The sequence below is a fragment of the Shewanella sp. Shew256 genome (assembly GCF_002196695.1).
Lineage (GTDB): Bacteria > Pseudomonadota > Gammaproteobacteria > Enterobacterales > Shewanellaceae > Shewanella > Shewanella mangrovisoli.
Genome location: NZ_NAJR01000002.1, coordinates 80,238 through 95,983, shown reverse-complemented (window position 1 = coordinate 95,983; position 15,746 = coordinate 80,238). Strand labels below are relative to the sequence as shown.

General features: G+C 48.6%; 12 protein-coding genes. 2 read left to right on the top strand and 10 right to left on the bottom strand.

All coding sequences use genetic code 11. The annotated features are described in order from the left end of the window. The first annotated feature begins 416 nt into the window (after nucleotides 1–416). Together B5P39_RS03280 and B5P39_RS03275 are read left to right on the top strand one after the other, a co-directional pair. Nucleotides 417–1,967: a peptide MFS transporter gene (locus B5P39_RS03280; RefSeq protein WP_088210457.1), complete on the top strand. Its 1,551-nt coding sequence runs from the start codon at nucleotides 417–419 to the stop codon at nucleotides 1,965–1,967. Nucleotides 1,968–2,336: 369 nt separating this feature from the next. Next, nucleotides 2,337–3,386, top strand: a complete 1,050-nt coding sequence (locus tag B5P39_RS03275; RefSeq protein WP_088210456.1) for an LLM class flavin-dependent oxidoreductase — start codon at nucleotides 2,337–2,339, stop codon at nucleotides 3,384–3,386. A 53-nt stretch (nucleotides 3,387–3,439) separates the two neighbouring features. Here the strand turns inward: B5P39_RS03275 and gabT are convergent, their stop codons facing one another. From gabT to B5P39_RS03225, 10 genes are all read right to left on the bottom strand, one after another. Then, a complete protein-coding gene (gene gabT / locus B5P39_RS03270; protein ID WP_088210455.1) occupies nucleotides 3,440–4,717 on the bottom strand; it encodes a 4-aminobutyrate--2-oxoglutarate transaminase in 1,278 nt (425 codons plus the stop codon). A 102-nt stretch (nucleotides 4,718–4,819) separates the two neighbouring features. Further along, a complete protein-coding gene (gene gabD / locus B5P39_RS03265; RefSeq protein ID WP_088210454.1) occupies nucleotides 4,820–6,268 on the bottom strand; it encodes an NADP-dependent succinate-semialdehyde dehydrogenase in 1,449 nt (482 codons plus the stop codon). A gap of 56 nt (nucleotides 6,269–6,324) precedes the next feature. Continuing rightward, nucleotides 6,325–7,611 carry an NAD(P)/FAD-dependent oxidoreductase gene (locus B5P39_RS03260; RefSeq protein WP_088210453.1) on the bottom strand — a complete coding sequence of 429 codons (1,287 nt, stop codon included), beginning with the start codon at nucleotides 7,609–7,611 and terminating at the stop codon, nucleotides 6,325–6,327. A gap of 271 nt (nucleotides 7,612–7,882) precedes the next feature. Further along, a complete protein-coding gene (locus tag B5P39_RS03255) occupies nucleotides 7,883–8,698 on the bottom strand; it encodes an ABC transporter permease subunit (RefSeq protein WP_011623664.1) in 816 nt (271 codons plus the stop codon). Further along, nucleotides 8,695–9,600 carry an ABC transporter permease subunit gene (locus B5P39_RS03250; protein ID WP_011623665.1) on the bottom strand — a complete coding sequence of 302 codons (906 nt, stop codon included), beginning with the start codon at nucleotides 9,598–9,600 and terminating at the stop codon, nucleotides 8,695–8,697. The genes B5P39_RS03255 and B5P39_RS03250 overlap by 4 nt, the downstream gene beginning before the upstream one ends. Then, nucleotides 9,597–10,733, bottom strand: a complete 1,137-nt coding sequence (gene potA, locus B5P39_RS03245; protein ID WP_011623666.1) for a polyamine ABC transporter ATP-binding protein — start codon at nucleotides 10,731–10,733, stop codon at nucleotides 9,597–9,599. The genes B5P39_RS03250 and potA overlap by 4 nt, the downstream gene beginning before the upstream one ends. Before the next feature lie 159 nt (nucleotides 10,734–10,892). Further along, a complete protein-coding gene (locus B5P39_RS03240) occupies nucleotides 10,893–11,993 on the bottom strand; it encodes a polyamine ABC transporter substrate-binding protein (protein ID WP_088210452.1) in 1,101 nt (366 codons plus the stop codon). Between the two features lie 617 nt (nucleotides 11,994–12,610). Continuing rightward, nucleotides 12,611–13,966 (bottom strand): glutamine synthetase family protein, encoded by a 1,356-nt coding sequence (locus tag B5P39_RS03235; protein WP_011623668.1) that lies wholly within the window; start codon nucleotides 13,964–13,966, stop codon nucleotides 12,611–12,613. A gap of 1 nt (nucleotide 13,967) precedes the next feature. After that, the gene (locus B5P39_RS03230; RefSeq protein ID WP_088210451.1) at nucleotides 13,968–14,729 is read right to left on the bottom strand and encodes a gamma-glutamyl-gamma-aminobutyrate hydrolase family protein; all 762 of its coding nucleotides are present in this window, start codon (nucleotides 14,727–14,729) and stop codon (nucleotides 13,968–13,970) included. A 403-nt stretch (nucleotides 14,730–15,132) separates the two neighbouring features. Beyond that, on the bottom strand, nucleotides 15,133–15,681 hold the full coding sequence (locus tag B5P39_RS03225) for a cupin domain-containing protein (protein WP_039977919.1): 549 nt from the start codon (nucleotides 15,679–15,681) through the stop codon (nucleotides 15,133–15,135). Between the last annotated feature and the right edge of the window lie 65 nt (nucleotides 15,682–15,746).

Sequence of the window (15,746 nt, the reverse complement as noted above, 5' to 3'; positions counted from 1 at the left end):
TAAACTCCAAAAGATAGAAGGTCAAGAGCCTAATTATTTTGATCTAGTTCATTTTTTATTTTTGCTTCTCAGTTTAAAAAATAGCACTCAGTCACGAGATTACCAGCCTTTAAGATAGTGAATTGTTAAGCGTAAGTAAAACCTTTAATTGACTCATTTAGCGTCTATCTTCACTTTTATCTCCATCGATGAAAGTTTGATATTTATCGCGAAATGCCATGTGGTGATAAGACAAAACTCACAATCAGCCTCGGTTAACTGGCCGACATTTTTTTACAAAAATTAATTCCAGATTAAAAATGCCCATTTCATTTGTAACAAAGTCTATTCTGCGGCGTTGTGGCATTGGTTTGCGCAGACTATCGCCTTATACTCTTGGCCTCTAACACAAAACAACAATAACGGAAGCAAGCTTTATGACTCTTGGTACCAATCAGGTAAGCAAGACACATTCGTTTATGACAGTGTCGCTTATCGAATTGTGGGAACGTTTTGGTTATTACGGCATGCAGGCGCTGATCGTGTACTTTATGGTGCAGCGTCTTGGCTTTGATGACTCCCGTGCAAACTTAGTTTGGAGTGCCTGTGCGGCGCTGATTTACGTGTCGCCGGCCATCGGTGGTTGGGTTGGGGATAAAATTCTCGGCACCAAACGCACTATGCTGCTTGGTGCGGGGATTTTGTCGGTAGGTTATGCGTTGATGACTGTGCCGACCGAAAACACTTGGTTTATGTTCTCCGCCCTTGGGGTGATTGTGGTCGGTAACGGCCTATTTAAACCCAATGCCGGTAACTTAGTCCGTAAGATTTACGAAGGTGACGATTCTAAAATCGACAGCGCCTTTACCATCTACTACATGGCGGTAAACGTAGGTTCAACCTTCTCTATGCTGTTAACGCCTTGGATTAAGGACTATGTTAACGCGCAATACGGTAACGAATTTGGCTGGCATGCCGCCTTTGCGGTGTGCTGTGTGGGCTTAATCGTCGGCTTAGGTAACTATGCCCTGATGCACAAGAGCCTCGCCAACTATGGTTCAGAGCCTGATGCTCGCCCTGTCAACAAGAAGAACTTGGCTATCGTCTTGGTATTAGCGGCGCTTTCGGTTGTGGCTTCAGCCATTATTCTTGAATATGAAGATGTTGCCCGAGTATTCGTGTATGCCGCGGGTGTGGCGGTATTAGGGATTTTCTTCCACTTAATTCGTACCAGTGAGCCAAGTGAGCGTGCCGGCCTTATCGCGGCGCTAATCCTCACTGTGCAAACTGTATTCTTCTTTATCTTCTATCAACAAATGTCGACCTCACTGGCCCTGTTTGCGCTGCGTAACGTCGATTGGGATTTCCAAGTCTTTGGTACCCATTTATGGACTTGGTCTCCAGCACAGTTCCAAGCACTAAACCCAATCTGGATCATGGTGTTAAGCCCTGTTCTGGCTTGGAGTTATTCTTGGGCTGGTCGCAACAATAAGGACTTTTCGATTGCCGCTAAGTTCGCCTTAGGTTTTGCGGTTGTCGCGATAGGCTTCTTTATCTACGGTTTTGCGGGCCAATTTGCCGTTGAGGGTAAGACCTCTTCTTGGGTGATGATTTGGGGTTATGCCTCTTACTCACTCGGCGAACTGCTGGTGAGTGGTCTTGGTTTAGCCATGATCGCCCGCTATGTCCCCGCTCGCATGGGCGGCTTTATGATGGGCGCGTATTTCGTGGCATCGGGTATTTCCCAGTACTTAGGCGGCGTTGTAGCAAACTTTGCCAGCGTGCCACAGGACTTAGTCGACCCGCTGCAAACGCTGCCCGTTTATACTAACCTATTCAATAAATTAGGTATTGCTGCCGTAGCCTGTACTTTTATCGCCTTAGCCGTATTACCACTGATGCGCCGTTTGACCGAAAGTCATCACGCCCATAACAGTATTGAAGATAACGCGGCGGCCTCACTACGTGATGTGAAAGCCGAGCAATAATCCTCCGACTCACATACGCTATATGTGAGCGCTAAAAACTGCCGACAAGCCCCGCTTGCGGCAGTTTTTTTATACCTTTAGGTTACTGCTCAGCACCAAACAATCTGAACTTTCTGTGCTGATTTTTCATGCATCGGCTTGGGATAAGGCTTTCACCCCTGTTTGCAAAACTAAGATGTTCGGTTCCAATTTTAGGACGGTGTTAAGTTCAAGCCTTGAGCTTGTTTATCATGGATACGTCACCATATCCTAGGGTAAGACTCCATCAGCACTGACAGAGCAATCGCTTTAGCGCCCACCACATTCATCCGTGGGAGACAAATAAAGCCGTTGCCACAGAGCTGACTCACGCAAAGAGGCGCTTAATTTATGGCTATATCATCGACTTCAACATCTGCCGCCCCATCGCAGGCAGTGACTAAATCTCCCCTGGCGGATGTTCCCTTTTCACTCTTAGAGCTCGCCCCGGTTCGCCAAGGCGCGAGCATCGGAGACACGCTGCGCGCCAGCCTGCAATACGCTAAGGTGGCCGATGAGTTAGGTTTTAATCGATTCTGGTTTGCCGAGCACCACAATATGCCCGGTATCGCCAGCGCCGCGACATCGGTACTAATTGGCTATATTGCTGAAAATACTAAACGCATTCGCGTCGGCGCGGGTGGCATTATGCTGCCCAATCATGCACCCTTAGTGGTTGCCGAGCAGTTTGGTACGCTCGAGAGTCTTTATCCGGGTCGTATCGATTTAGGGCTTGGCCGCGCACCGGGCAGCGATCAAATCACCAGCCGCGCCCTTAATCGTGATATGAGCCGCGCGGAGCAATTTCCCGCCGAGGTGAGCGAGTTACAAACCTTACTCGGCGACTACAATGGCCTTCATCCCGTAAGAGCGATTCCCGGCGAAGGCACCCATGTGCCGATTTGGCTACTCGGCTCGAGCCTCTTTAGCGCCCAACTTGCGGCTCAGCGCGGCTTACCCTATGTCTTTGCAGGGCATTTTGCGCCAAGATTCCTCTACGATGCGATTGAGATTTACCGCCGCGACTTTAAGCCATCTAAGGTGTTGGATAAGCCCTATGTCATGCTTGGCCTGCCACTTATCGCCGCCGAGACAGACGCCGAAGCAGAATACTTAAGCACCACCTCAAAGCAACGGGTGCTAGCGCTGATCCGTGGTGAACAACTTTGGTTAAAACCGCCCGTAGACAGCATGGATGGCCTGTGGAGCGAGCAGGAAAAAACCTATGTCGATAACTTCTTAGGCTTATCCGTCACCGGTGGCCCCACCACCATTAAGCACCGCTTAGAGATGATAGTGAAGGAGTTGGGAGTCGATGAATTTATCTTTACTAACGATTTGTATGATCAGCAAAAACGCGAACGTGCACTGCAAATCCTAAAGGAGATAAAAGGCACTTAAGGGTTAAACCACGCCATAAAAAATCCCGCCTAAGCGGGATTTTTTTATATATGTTAACCTTTTAACACGGCATCGAAGCAGGACTTAAGAATGCCCAGCCCAGCGGCAAGCTGCTCGTCTGGTACTGTTAATGGCACCAATATACGCAGCACGTTACCGTAGGTGCCACAGGAAAGAAGTATCAGTCCTCTATCTCTTGCCTCGGCTAAGATTTGGGCACAGTACTGAGGCGCAGGTTTGCCCTCTTCCATCAATTCAATGGCTATCATCGCCCCTAGACCACGCACATCGGCAATTTGCGGATGTTCGACCTGCATAGTATTTAGCGCCGACTTAATCCGTTCACCAATCGCATTGGCACGTTCAAGCAGCTTTTCCTCTTCAAACACCTCGAGTACGGCGAGCGCCGCCGCACAGGCCAGCGGATTACCACCGTAGGTACCGCCAAGTCCTCCGGGACCGATGGCATCCATGACTTCAGCTTTACCTGTAATACCTGAGAGTGGGAAGCCACCGGCAATAGATTTCGCAAAGGTCGTGATATCGGCGCTCACGCCCATTTGCTCCATAGCAAAGAAGGTTCCAGTGCGACCCGCCCCCGTTTGCACTTCATCGGCGATCAGCATAATGCCTTCGCGGTCGCAAAGCGCACGTAAACGTTGCATAAAGGCTGGCGATGCGGCATAGAATCCGCCCTCACCTTGCACAGGCTCTAGGATGATGGCCGCGATATCGCTCGGCTCGGCATCGTTTTTAAAGATGCGCTCGATAGAGGCCATCGCATCATCATCGGACACGCCGTGCAGCGCACAAGGGAACTCGGCACGGAACACATTGGCCGACATTAATCCCATGCCTTTACTGTAAGGCGCGACCTTTCCCGTTAATGCCAGCGCCGCCATAGTGCGACCATGGTAACCCGAGGTAAAGGCAATCACGCCCGCCCGCTTAGTGTATGCACGAGCAACTTTAACCGCGTTTTCAACCGCTTCTGAGCCGCTGGTGAATAAGGCCGTCTTCTTAGCAAAATCCCCTGGCACTAACTGATTCAGTTTTTCACAGACTTGAATATAACTTTCGTAGCCAAGCACCATAAAACAGGTGTGGGAGAAATCCTCAAGCTGCGCCGCAACGGCCGCCTTCACCTTAGGATGTAAATGCCCAGTGTTAAGCACCGCAATACCACCCGCAAAGTCGATAAACTCTCGACCTTCCACATCCCACACGGTCGCGTTTTCGGCGCGAGCAGTAAAAACAGGATGAATTTGACCAACACCGCCTGCGACTGCGGCTTGGCGACGTGCCATCAATGAATCATTGGTTGTGCTCATTTAGTATTCCTTGCTCGCGTGCCTAACTTGGCTATACACAAATGTCGATAACAATGCCTACGCCCAAAGGGCTACCACTGGCGGTCTATTCCAAACGGATGCTTAAACAGACATACAGATATATTTGATTTCTAAATATTCTTCGATGCCGAACTTAGAGCCTTCTCGACCAAGCCCCGAGGATTTCATTCCGCCAAACGGCGCGACCTCGGTGGAAATCAAGCCAGTGTTGACGCCCACCATGCCGTATTCCAATGCCTCGGCCACTTTCCACACGAGTGAGATATCACGGCCATAAAAATAAGCCGCTAAGCCAAACTCGGTATCATTGGCTTGCTTAATCACATCGTCCACATCGGTAAACTTAAACAGCGGCGCCAGCGGGCCAAAGGTTTCTTCACGGGCGACGCGCATACTGCTATCGACATGCGTCAGTACCGTTGGCTCGAAGAAGTTGCCACCTAAGCTATGGGGCTTACCGCCCGCAACCACAGTCGCCCCTTTGCTGAGGGCATCCTCAAGATGGCTTTGGACTTTTTCGACCGCCGCGCGATTGATAAGCGGTCCCGTAGTTACGCCCTCGCCAATACCCTCACCCACCTTTAATTTGCCCACGGCAATACTGAGCTTGCGAGCAAATTCGTCATACACGTCCGCCTGAACATAAATGCGGTTAGCGCAGACACAGGTTTGCCCCGCATTGCGATACTTAGCGATCATGGCGCCTTCAACCGCCGCATCGATATTAGCATCATCGAATACGATAAATGGCGCATTACCGCCTAATTCTAAAGATAATTTCTTTAGCGTCGGCGCGCATTGCTCCATCAACTTAATGCCCACTTGGGTCGAGCCGGTGAAAGACAACTTACGCACGACTGGATTGCTACACATCTCATTACCAATGCCGATAGCATCGCCAGTGATCACGCTGAACACCCCTGCGGGGATCCCCGCGCGCTCGGCAAGCACGGCCAAGGCTAATGCGGTAAAAGGCGTTTGCGGCGCAGGTTTCACCACCATAGTACAACCAGCAGCCAGTGCTGGCGCGGCTTTACGGGTGATCATCGCCGCAGGGAAGTTCCAGGGAGTAATGGCCGCAGTCACGCCCACGGGCTGCTTAATCACCATGATGCGTTTATCGCCCTGATGCCCAGGAATCGTATCGCCATAGACGCGTTTCGCCTCTTCGGCGAACCATTCGATAAAGGAGGCGGCGTAGGTGACTTCACCCTTAGCTTCGGCGAGGGGCTTGCCCTGCTCAGTGGTCATCATTAGCGCTAAGTCATCACTATTTTCATTGAGTAACTCAAACCAACGACGCAGCTTGGCACCACGCTCTTTTGCGGTTAATGCTCGCCATGCGGGCAAGGCCGCTTCGGCAGCCGCAATCGCCGCTTGAGTTTCGGCTTGCCCCATCACAGGGACACTGGCGATCACTGCGCCCGTCGCGGGATTGGCTATAGCGACAGTTTCTTTTGACTGCGCATCGCACCACTGACCATTGATATAACATTGCTGACGCAGCAGACTCGGGTCTTTTAACAACACAGGAAATTCCTCTCGCTGCGAGGTAATGCCTTACCTCGTATAAAAAATTAAATAAATTAGATACCTAATTTGTCTCTTAGACTGTAATACCATGCCCCCAGCGCACTAAAAGGCACACGTAAGGCGTGACCGCCTGGGAAGGGATAATGGGGCAGCGCCGCAAAAGCATCGAAACGCGTGGCTTGACCATTGAGCATTTCGGCAATTAACTTACCTGCCAAGTGGGTATACGTGACGCCATGGCCACTACAACCCTGTGAATAATAGATATTTTTACCAATACGGCCGACCTGTGGTAAACGCGATAAGGTCAATAAAAAGTTACCCGTCCACGCATAATCAACCTTAACTCCTTTTAACTGTGGGAAGGTTTTAAGCATATTCGGAATAATCAGAGATTCGATATCCGCGGGATCGCGGGCACCATACACAACACCACCGCCGTAGATCAGGCGCTTATCGCCAGACAGCCTAAAATAATCGAGCAGATAGTTACAATCTTCGACGCAATAATCTTGAGGTAACAGACTTGCGGCCAGCTCTTCGTCCAAGGGCTCTGTGGTGATCACTTGGGTGCCGCAGGGCATAGATTTAGCTTGTAATTCAGGTATAAGTTTACCGAGGTAAGCGTTACCCGCCACTACCACAAACTTGGCCTTTACGCTGCCCTTAGCGGTGTGCACCACAGGGCTATCGCCTTCATCGACCCGCAATACCGCTGAGTCTTCAAAAATTTTTCCGCCGAGGGATTCTACCGCGCGGGCTTCACCCAAGGCTAAATTCAGCGGATGAATATGGCCGCCGCTCTTATCCAACATACCGCCGACATAGCGATCAGTATTTACCACAGAGCGAATGCTGTTTGCATCGAGCAGCTCCAGCTTGCCCACGTGGCCATGGCTTTCCCATAACTGCTTTTGATGGCGTAAATGGCCCATTTGCTTTTCGTTCATCGCCGCAAATACGCCGCCATCCTTTAGATCGCAATCAATATTGTACTTAGCGATACGTTCACGGATGATGCGTCCGCCCTCGAAGGCCATTTGACCGAAAAGCTTGGCTTGTTCTTTGCCAACGGTTTTTTCAATGGTATCAATGTCACGGCTATAGCTGTTGACGATTTGTCCGCCATTACGCCCTGATGCTCCCCAGCCAATTCGCGCGGCTTCGAGCACTACCACACTAAAACCCGATTCGAGTAAATGCAGTGCGGCAGATAGGCCTGTATACCCCGCGCCAATCACACAAACATCGGCTTCAATCGATTCCTGTAAACGCGCGCGCTCAACCTTATCGTTGGCCGATGCCGCATAATATGATCCAGTGTGAGGTATGGCTGACATGATGTTCCCTTGATTTTTATGTTCATTATTTTAAACAACTATCACATCCTACACCTTCAAATTGTGAAACACTAGCCATAAAAGCACAATAATTTACACGATGTTTGATATTTCAAACAAAGTAACCTTCCTGCCTTAATCGGATTTGAAATTGAGTGGAGGTACAGATAAGAAGACTTGGAGGGCAGAGAGAAGGATGACCTTGGCTATCAAGGCCATCCTTCTAGCGAGAGAATGATAACTCAATGTTTATTCACTGTATCACCACTTATTAGTTCAGCGGCATACGCTCACGTTTTTCGGCGCGCCTTGCCATATACCAAGACAAGAAGGCGATTAACGACACACATAGAATGATAAGTGTTGCCAAGGCGTTGATCTTAGGCGATACGCCAAGACGCACCGAGGAGAACACCACCATAGGTAAGGTGGTCGCGCCAGGGCCTGAGGCAAAGCTTGCGATCACTAAGTCATCCAGTGACAGACTAAAGGATAACAACCAACCCGCGACTAATGCCGGTGAAATCATAGGTACAGTGATCAGGAAGAAGGTCTTAAGCGGCGTTGCGCCTAAATCCATTGCCGCCTCTTCGATTGACATATCTAACTCACGCAATCTTGACGACACTACCACAGCCACATAGGCCGCGCAAAAGGTCGAGTGGGCAATCCAAACTGTCACCATTCCGCGCTCTTTCGGCCAACCTAAGAGATCCGCCATATGCACAAACAGCAACAGCAGTGACAGACCCGTGATCACCTCAGGCATAACCAAAGGCGCAGTGATCATGTTCGACAGGGTGAGCTTGGCCCAGGAGCGCTTAAACCGCGTCATCACAAAGGCGGCCATAGTGCCGATAATCACCGCCATGGTTGAGCTGTAAAACGCAATCCGAAGGCTGGTCCACACCGCATCGAGAATTTGCTGATCGGCAAATAACTCGCCGTACCATTTAGGTGAAAACCCGCCCCACACTGTCACTAACTTAGATTCGTTAAACGAATAAATCACTAGGATCAACATAGGTGCGTACAAGAAGAACAAACCGAACCACAGCATCACCGAAGAAAAACTCAGCTTTTTCATAGGTCTTTCTCCAAACTACGCGCCTGATAGCGATGGAATAGGGTAATAGGAATAATCAAGAGTGCCAGCATCACAATCGCCAGTGATGAGGCCACTGGCCAGTCACGGTTATTGAAGAATTCCTGCCACAGCACTTTACCTATCATCAGAGAATCTGGGCCGCCGAGCAGCTCAGGGATCACAAACTCCCCTACCGCAGGAATAAACACCAGCATAGAACCTGCAATCACCCCGCTCTTCGATAACGGGAAAGTGATTTTCCAGAAGGTATTTAAACGGCTCGACCCTAAGTCAGATGCGGCCTCAATCAAGCTCATATCTAACTTCACTAAGGTCGCGTACAGCGGCAAAATCATAAAGGGCAAATAGGCGTAGATAATCCCGATATAGACGGCGATATTAGTGTTTAAGATTTGCAATGGCTCAGAAATAACTCCTAACCACATCAATGTGTTATTGATAATCCCCGTGTTACTTAAGATCCCCATCCAAGCATAAACGCGGATTAAGAACGAGGTCCAAGAAGGTAGCATCACCAATAGCAGCAGCACGGTTTGCAACCTTGCTGGCGCACGGGCAATGGCATAGGCCATGGGATAACCAATGATCAAACAGCCGATGGTCGAAATGAGCGCCATTTTTAATGAGCTGAGATACGCGGTGTAATACAGCGAATCATCTAGCAACATCAAGTAGTTACCTAAATGCAGGAAGATGTTTAATACATCATCCGCATATTGGAAGGTCGCCTCGTAGGGCGGAATCGAAATCGCCGCCGTCGAAAAACTGATCTTAAGGACAATGGCAAAGGGCAAGGCGAAGAACAACAACAGCCAAGCGTAAGGGAAGCTAATCGTCCAGAAACGTCCCTTAAGCCATTTTAGTTTTGACTTCATCTTCATGATCTTAACACCACGCCACTGGTGTCCTCCCAGCTGATGAACACTTCATCATCCCATGTCGCATGGTCGGCACGGCGTTCACGGTTGGTCATACTGCATTGCACTATTTGACCGTTTTCGAGGCGAATGTAGTACACCGAAATGCCACCTAAGTAGGCGATGTCATGCACTATGCCCTTGGCCCAGTTGTACTCGCCCTCAGGTTGCTCACGGCTGATAATGGTTTTTTCGGGACGTACCGCTAACCACACATGCTTTTCTTCGGCACTGGTCGTTACCCCGTAACCCACATAGAAAGGCTGGGCTAAATCATTGGGTTTAATGATGAGGTGGTCGACTTCGTCCACTTCAATCTCGCCGCCAAAGAGGTTCACTGAACCGATAAATTCGGCAATCATGCGGCTGTTTGGACTCTCGTAAATGTCCATGGGTGAGCCGGTTTGGGCAATCCAACCGTCGCTCATAATCGAAATTCGGCCCGCCATGGTCATGGCTTCTTCCTGATCATGGGTCACCATCACACAAGTCACGCCAACACGCTCAAGAATTTCAACCACTTCTAACTGCATTTGAGTGCGCAGCTTTTTATCCAGCGCGCCCATCGGCTCGTCGAGCAGCAATAACTTAGGACGTTTCGCGAGGGAGCGGGCTAACGCCACCCGCTGACGCTGACCACCGGAGAGCTGATGCGGCTTACGCTTGCCATATTGTTCCATATGCACCAGCTTGAGCATTTCTTGCACCCTTTGCTCAATTTCCGCTTTGGGTAACTTATCTTGCTTTAAACCGAAGGCGATATTTTGCGCGACCGTCATATGGGGGAAGAGCGCATAGGATTGGAACATCATGTTGATGGGACGTTCGTAGGGGGGCAAATCGGTAATATCTTCACCGTCGAGAAAAATCCGCCCAGAGGTGGGTCTTTCGAACCCCGCGAGCATACGCAATAAGGTCGACTTACCCGAGCCAGAGCCCCCAAGTAAAGCAAAAATCTCACCTTTATTAATCGTCAATGATACGTCGTCAACCGCGCGTACATCGTCGAACAATTTACTGACCCGCTCAATCTTAAGCAGGACTTTTTCTTGCGTCTTTGTAGTGGGTTTGTTGGTGACGCCCGAGGTGCTTGCCATAGTACTTCTCCACCCGAGTATTGCTGCGACAAGGCGTTCAATACTTGAGATTTACACAATGAATTAATGAATAGAGATAAAATCTGTAGGCCGAATGCTCAAGGAGCAAGCCAATGTCTGCGTTATTAAAAGGGGCAAGCAGTGCTTGCCCCATCTCGATTATTGGCCAGACTTCACTTTGGTCCAGACGCGGGTTAATACGCGTTGGATTTTCAATGGACGGATTTCGCCAATATACAATTTCTCCAACACTTCTTTTGGTGGATAAATCGCAGGGTCATTGCGAATCGCTTCATCAACTAAAGGCTGTGCTGGGTCGTTAGGGTTAGCATAAGCCACATAGTTAGAGATAGGCGCAATCACTTCTGGGCGAAGTAAGTAGTTGATAAGTTTGTGAGCATTTTCAACGTTAGCCGCATCCGCAGGGATAGCTAACATATCGAACCACAAATTCGCGCCTTCTTTTGGAATCGAGTAACCAATCTTGTTGCCGTTACCCGCTTCATCGGCACGGGCCGCGGCTTGGAATACGTCACCCGAGAAGCCGAATGCCACACAGATATCGCCGTTCGCGAGATCAGAGATATAGCGTGATGAGTGGAAATAAGTCACGTAAGGGCGAATTTTTTCGAGTAACTCACCTGCTTTTTCATAGTCTTCGGCTTTCGTGCTGTTAGGGTCAAGACCTAAGTAGATCATCGCCTGTGGCACCATATCATCGGCCGAATCCAGCATAGCAAAGCCACACTTAGAGATTTTTTCAGCATATTTGGGGTTAAAGATCAGCTCCATTGAATCAAATGGCGCATCTTCACCTACCGCGGCTTTCACTTTATCGATGTTGTAACCGATACCATTGGTACCCCAGAGGTAAGGTACGGCATATTGGTTACCTGGATCAGCCTTCTCTAACTGTTTCATCAGATCGGCATTGAGGTTTTTAAAGTTGCTGAGTTTAGAGCGGTCTAGCGGCTTGAATGCGCCAGCCTTAATTTGTTTAGCGAGGAAATGGTTAGATGGAACCACGATGTCGTAACCACTGCGGCCAGACAGTAACTTGGCTTCCAGCACTTCGTTACTATCAAACACATCGTAAATCACCCGAATGCCCGTTTCTTTCTTGAAGTTTTCTAAGGTATCTTCCGCGATATAATCAGACCAGTTATATACGCGCACTACTTCTTCAGCTTGGGCAGCAACGCTTGCGAGGGCGCCCGCGGTTACTAAAGCCAAAGTCGTCATCTTATTAAATAGCTTCATGCTTTCTCCTTTCTCGGGTAGCAGAATTGCCTTTAACAATTCTGAAATTGTGTCACCGACCATCTGCTCGGTTATTGTTGTTATTCTCGACCAATGCTACACCTTAAAAACCGCATCGGCAGTCTCTACAGCACCATAATGCCTTCATCTCTAGGTGGCTGCAATTGATGGGAGTATCAGATTTCATGCCAAATTTGTCGATTTACACACTTGCATTAACAAGCAGTAAAATAGACTAGATATTTGTACGCCCTACATCTTGCAACATTAAGACAAATGCCTCAAGCCCCTAGAAAAACCGCTGAAACCATCTCAGAAAAAACTCTTTTTAAGCTTAACTAACAGTAAGTTACAAAACGCTTATTTCAATCAAATTTATGCACACGCTACCAAGGTACAAAATCATCATCTCTTTGAGTGCATTGAATGGGATTTCACACCGCAACTCAGTTACCGTAAAGCATACGTAAGCATTTCAATTTAAAAGCGCTCTGCACCAAAGTTAAGCAAACTTACCAAATTAGTGCAGAGCATTTTTGCTGATTGTTCAAATATTCCCGCTATCTTGACACTAAATCCGTTAAGGCCATGACAGTTTTGAACAAAAACAGTGCAAATTACACACTGAGTAACAGGAACTCCCGCTCCCACGAACTCACGACGCGGCGGAAGTTTTCAAGCTCGGCCTGTTTGACCGCCACAAAGCCGGTGGTAAAGGCTTCACCTAAATATTCCTTACAGGCATCGCTCTCTTCCATCGCCGCTAAGGCTTCTTCTAAGGTTAACGGCAGGCAATGTGGATTGTTGCTACGGCTTTCGTTCGATTTACCCTGCACTGGTGTCGAAGGTTTTAACCCTTCCACCATACCGATGTAACCGCAGAGTAAGCTCGCAGCGATGGCTAAATAGCAGTTCGCATCCGCCCCAGGAATACGGTTTTCAATGCGGCGGTTTTGCGGTGAAGACTCAGGAATACGCAGACCGCAGGTTCTGTTCTCAACACCCCATTCCAAGTTAACTGGCGCAGAGGTGCCCGGTAAGAAACGTCGGAACGAGTTGGCATTGGGCGCCATTAAAGGCAAGAGTTCAGGAATAAATTTTTGTAAACCAGCGATATAGCTTAGGAATAATGGGCTTTGAGTTCCGTCTTCATTGGTGAAGATGTTTTTGCCCGTCTCCTTATTAATCACGCTTTGGTGAATGTGCATCGCACTGCCTGGCTCATCGGTCACAGGTTTAGCCATAAAGGTGGCGCACACATTGTGTTTTAATGCCGCCTCACGCAGGGTGCGCTTGAATACAAACACCTGATCGGCAAGAGATAATGGATTACCGTGGCTGAAGTTAATCTCCATTTGCGCTGGGCCGTCTTCGTGGATCAGCGTATCGATATCTAAACCTTGCAGCTCGCACCAGTCATACATATCTTCGAAAAGCGGATCGTATTCGTTAGCCGCATCAATCGAGAAAGACTGACGTCCCGCTTCCGGTCTGCCTGAGCGACCAATAGGTGGCTTAAGGGGTAAATCGTGGTCATCGCTACGGCTGGTGAGATAAAACTCCATCTCAGGTGCAATGACTGGCTCCCAGCCTTTTTGCTCGTAAAGCGAAAGCACTTTTTTCAAGACGTTACGCGGCGATAATTCGATGGGATTGCCCATTCTGTCGTAGCAATCGTGGATCACTTGCGCCGTCGCTTCAATGGTCCAAGGCAGCATAAACACCGCATTTTCATCGGGAACACAGACAAAATCGATATCCGCATCGTCGAGCAAGCTGTAATAAATATCATCGTCGACAAAGTCACCGGTCACGGTTTGCAGCAACACGCTTTCGGGCAAGCGCATGCCTTTCTCGTCGAGGAACTTATCCACTGGGGCAATTTTTCCGCGGGCGATACCTGTCATATCGCTGATAACACATTCGACTTCTGTGATTTTTCGTTCTTTTAAAAAAGCGATTAGCTTATTCATTTTATTTCACTCGAGTTGTAGCCCTACGACGGCACGCATCACCAAAGGCATTGAATATAGAGAGGAAAAATGGGTTTTCACTCACCTTCCATTCAGGATGCCATTGCACACCGAGGGCAAATTCATTTGCGTCTATAACGGAGAATGCCTCCACTAGACCATCTGGAGCATAAGCTTCTGGCCGCAACCCAATCCCAAGACGCTCCACGCCCTGAGTATGTACAGAGTTTACCTCTGCCGAGTTACGGCCCCAGGCCTCGTAAATGACCCCCCCAGGCTCCACAGTGATACTGTGGGATGGCCCATATTGCACCTCTAACGAGGCCTCTTTATCTTCTCTGTGTTCAATAAAACCGCCCACTTCGTGCAACTTCTGATGCAAACTGCCACCAAACGCCACGTTCATCTCTTGAAAGCCACGACAAATCCCAAGCACAGGCACACCCGCCGCAATGGCCGCACGGATGAGCGGTAAGGTGGTGGCATCGCGTTTGGGATCGTGGTGAGTACCGACTTCACTCGGTTCACCCGCATAGAGATAGGGTTCAACATTCGAAGGCGAACCGGTAAAGAGAATGCCATCGAGACTTGCCAGAATCGTCTCTATAGGTTGTTCAGCACCTAATGAGGGGATCACTAAGGGCCAGCCCTTAGCACCATTCACTACACCTAAGAGGTATTTTTCACCAACAATATTAAAGGGATGTGATCCCAATTGTTGATTACACGCAATAACACCTATAAGGGGCAACTCGACAGACATAACTCACCTTCACCTTGAATGACAGCATAATGAACATGTTAAGTTTTAATGTTCATTTTTTCACACAGTACACCGAATTTTAACCTCAGGCAAGAGGTTAAACACTTGTTAATGATCGTTTAGTTGCAAGACAGTATTTTGGGATGTAATACAGGAAATTAGGGGGTATTGTGTTGCCTAAGGGTAACAAAATCGGCTTATAGCGGTTGTTTTGGATGAAAATCAGGCAAAGATAGATAGCGCTGATTTAGGCTCATTTGAAAAATATTATTTACACTTTGAATAATATTTTGTAATCCAAAGCCAGTTTGAGATGAGGTTGATAAGGGGAAATGTCAGGATTGCGCCATCCTAGACAACCTAGGACAGCGCTATACGATTAGCTATGTGACTGGCTATGCGATTAGAAATTCGCTGGCGTTGTTGCACTGACCAGTCGACAGGGTTCATCGAAAGGGTTACGAAATCTATGGGGTAACTCACTGTTAAAGTAGTAACTATCACCCGCTTCTAAGATATATACCTCGTCGCCAACGGTCAGTTCGAATTTACCTTCGATCACCATGGCCGCCTCTTCACCTTCGTGTTTCAGCATTTCCTCGCCCGTATCCGAACCCGGTGGATAGGTTTCACTCATCACCGACATGGCACGATTGGGAAAGTCACGGCCAATCAACTTAAATTCTAACGGCCCAGTACCTATATCGAGGAGTTCATCGGAGCGATAAACCACTTTTTGCTCACTCTCAATCGAGGCTTCAATCGAGAAAAAATCCACTAAAGACATAGGGATACCCGACAGTACCTTTTTCAAAGAACTGACGGATGGGCTAACACTGTTTTTTTCGATCATTGAAATCGTACTGTTAGTCACACCAGCACGCTTAGCCAGCTCACGCTGGGATAAGCCTTTCATTTTTCGAACAGTTCTGAGACTGGCTCCAATATCCAAATTTCGCATCTCCCCAAAGGATCGGTTGCCCCGATAGATGAAGAACAGGTTGTTCAGGATAAACA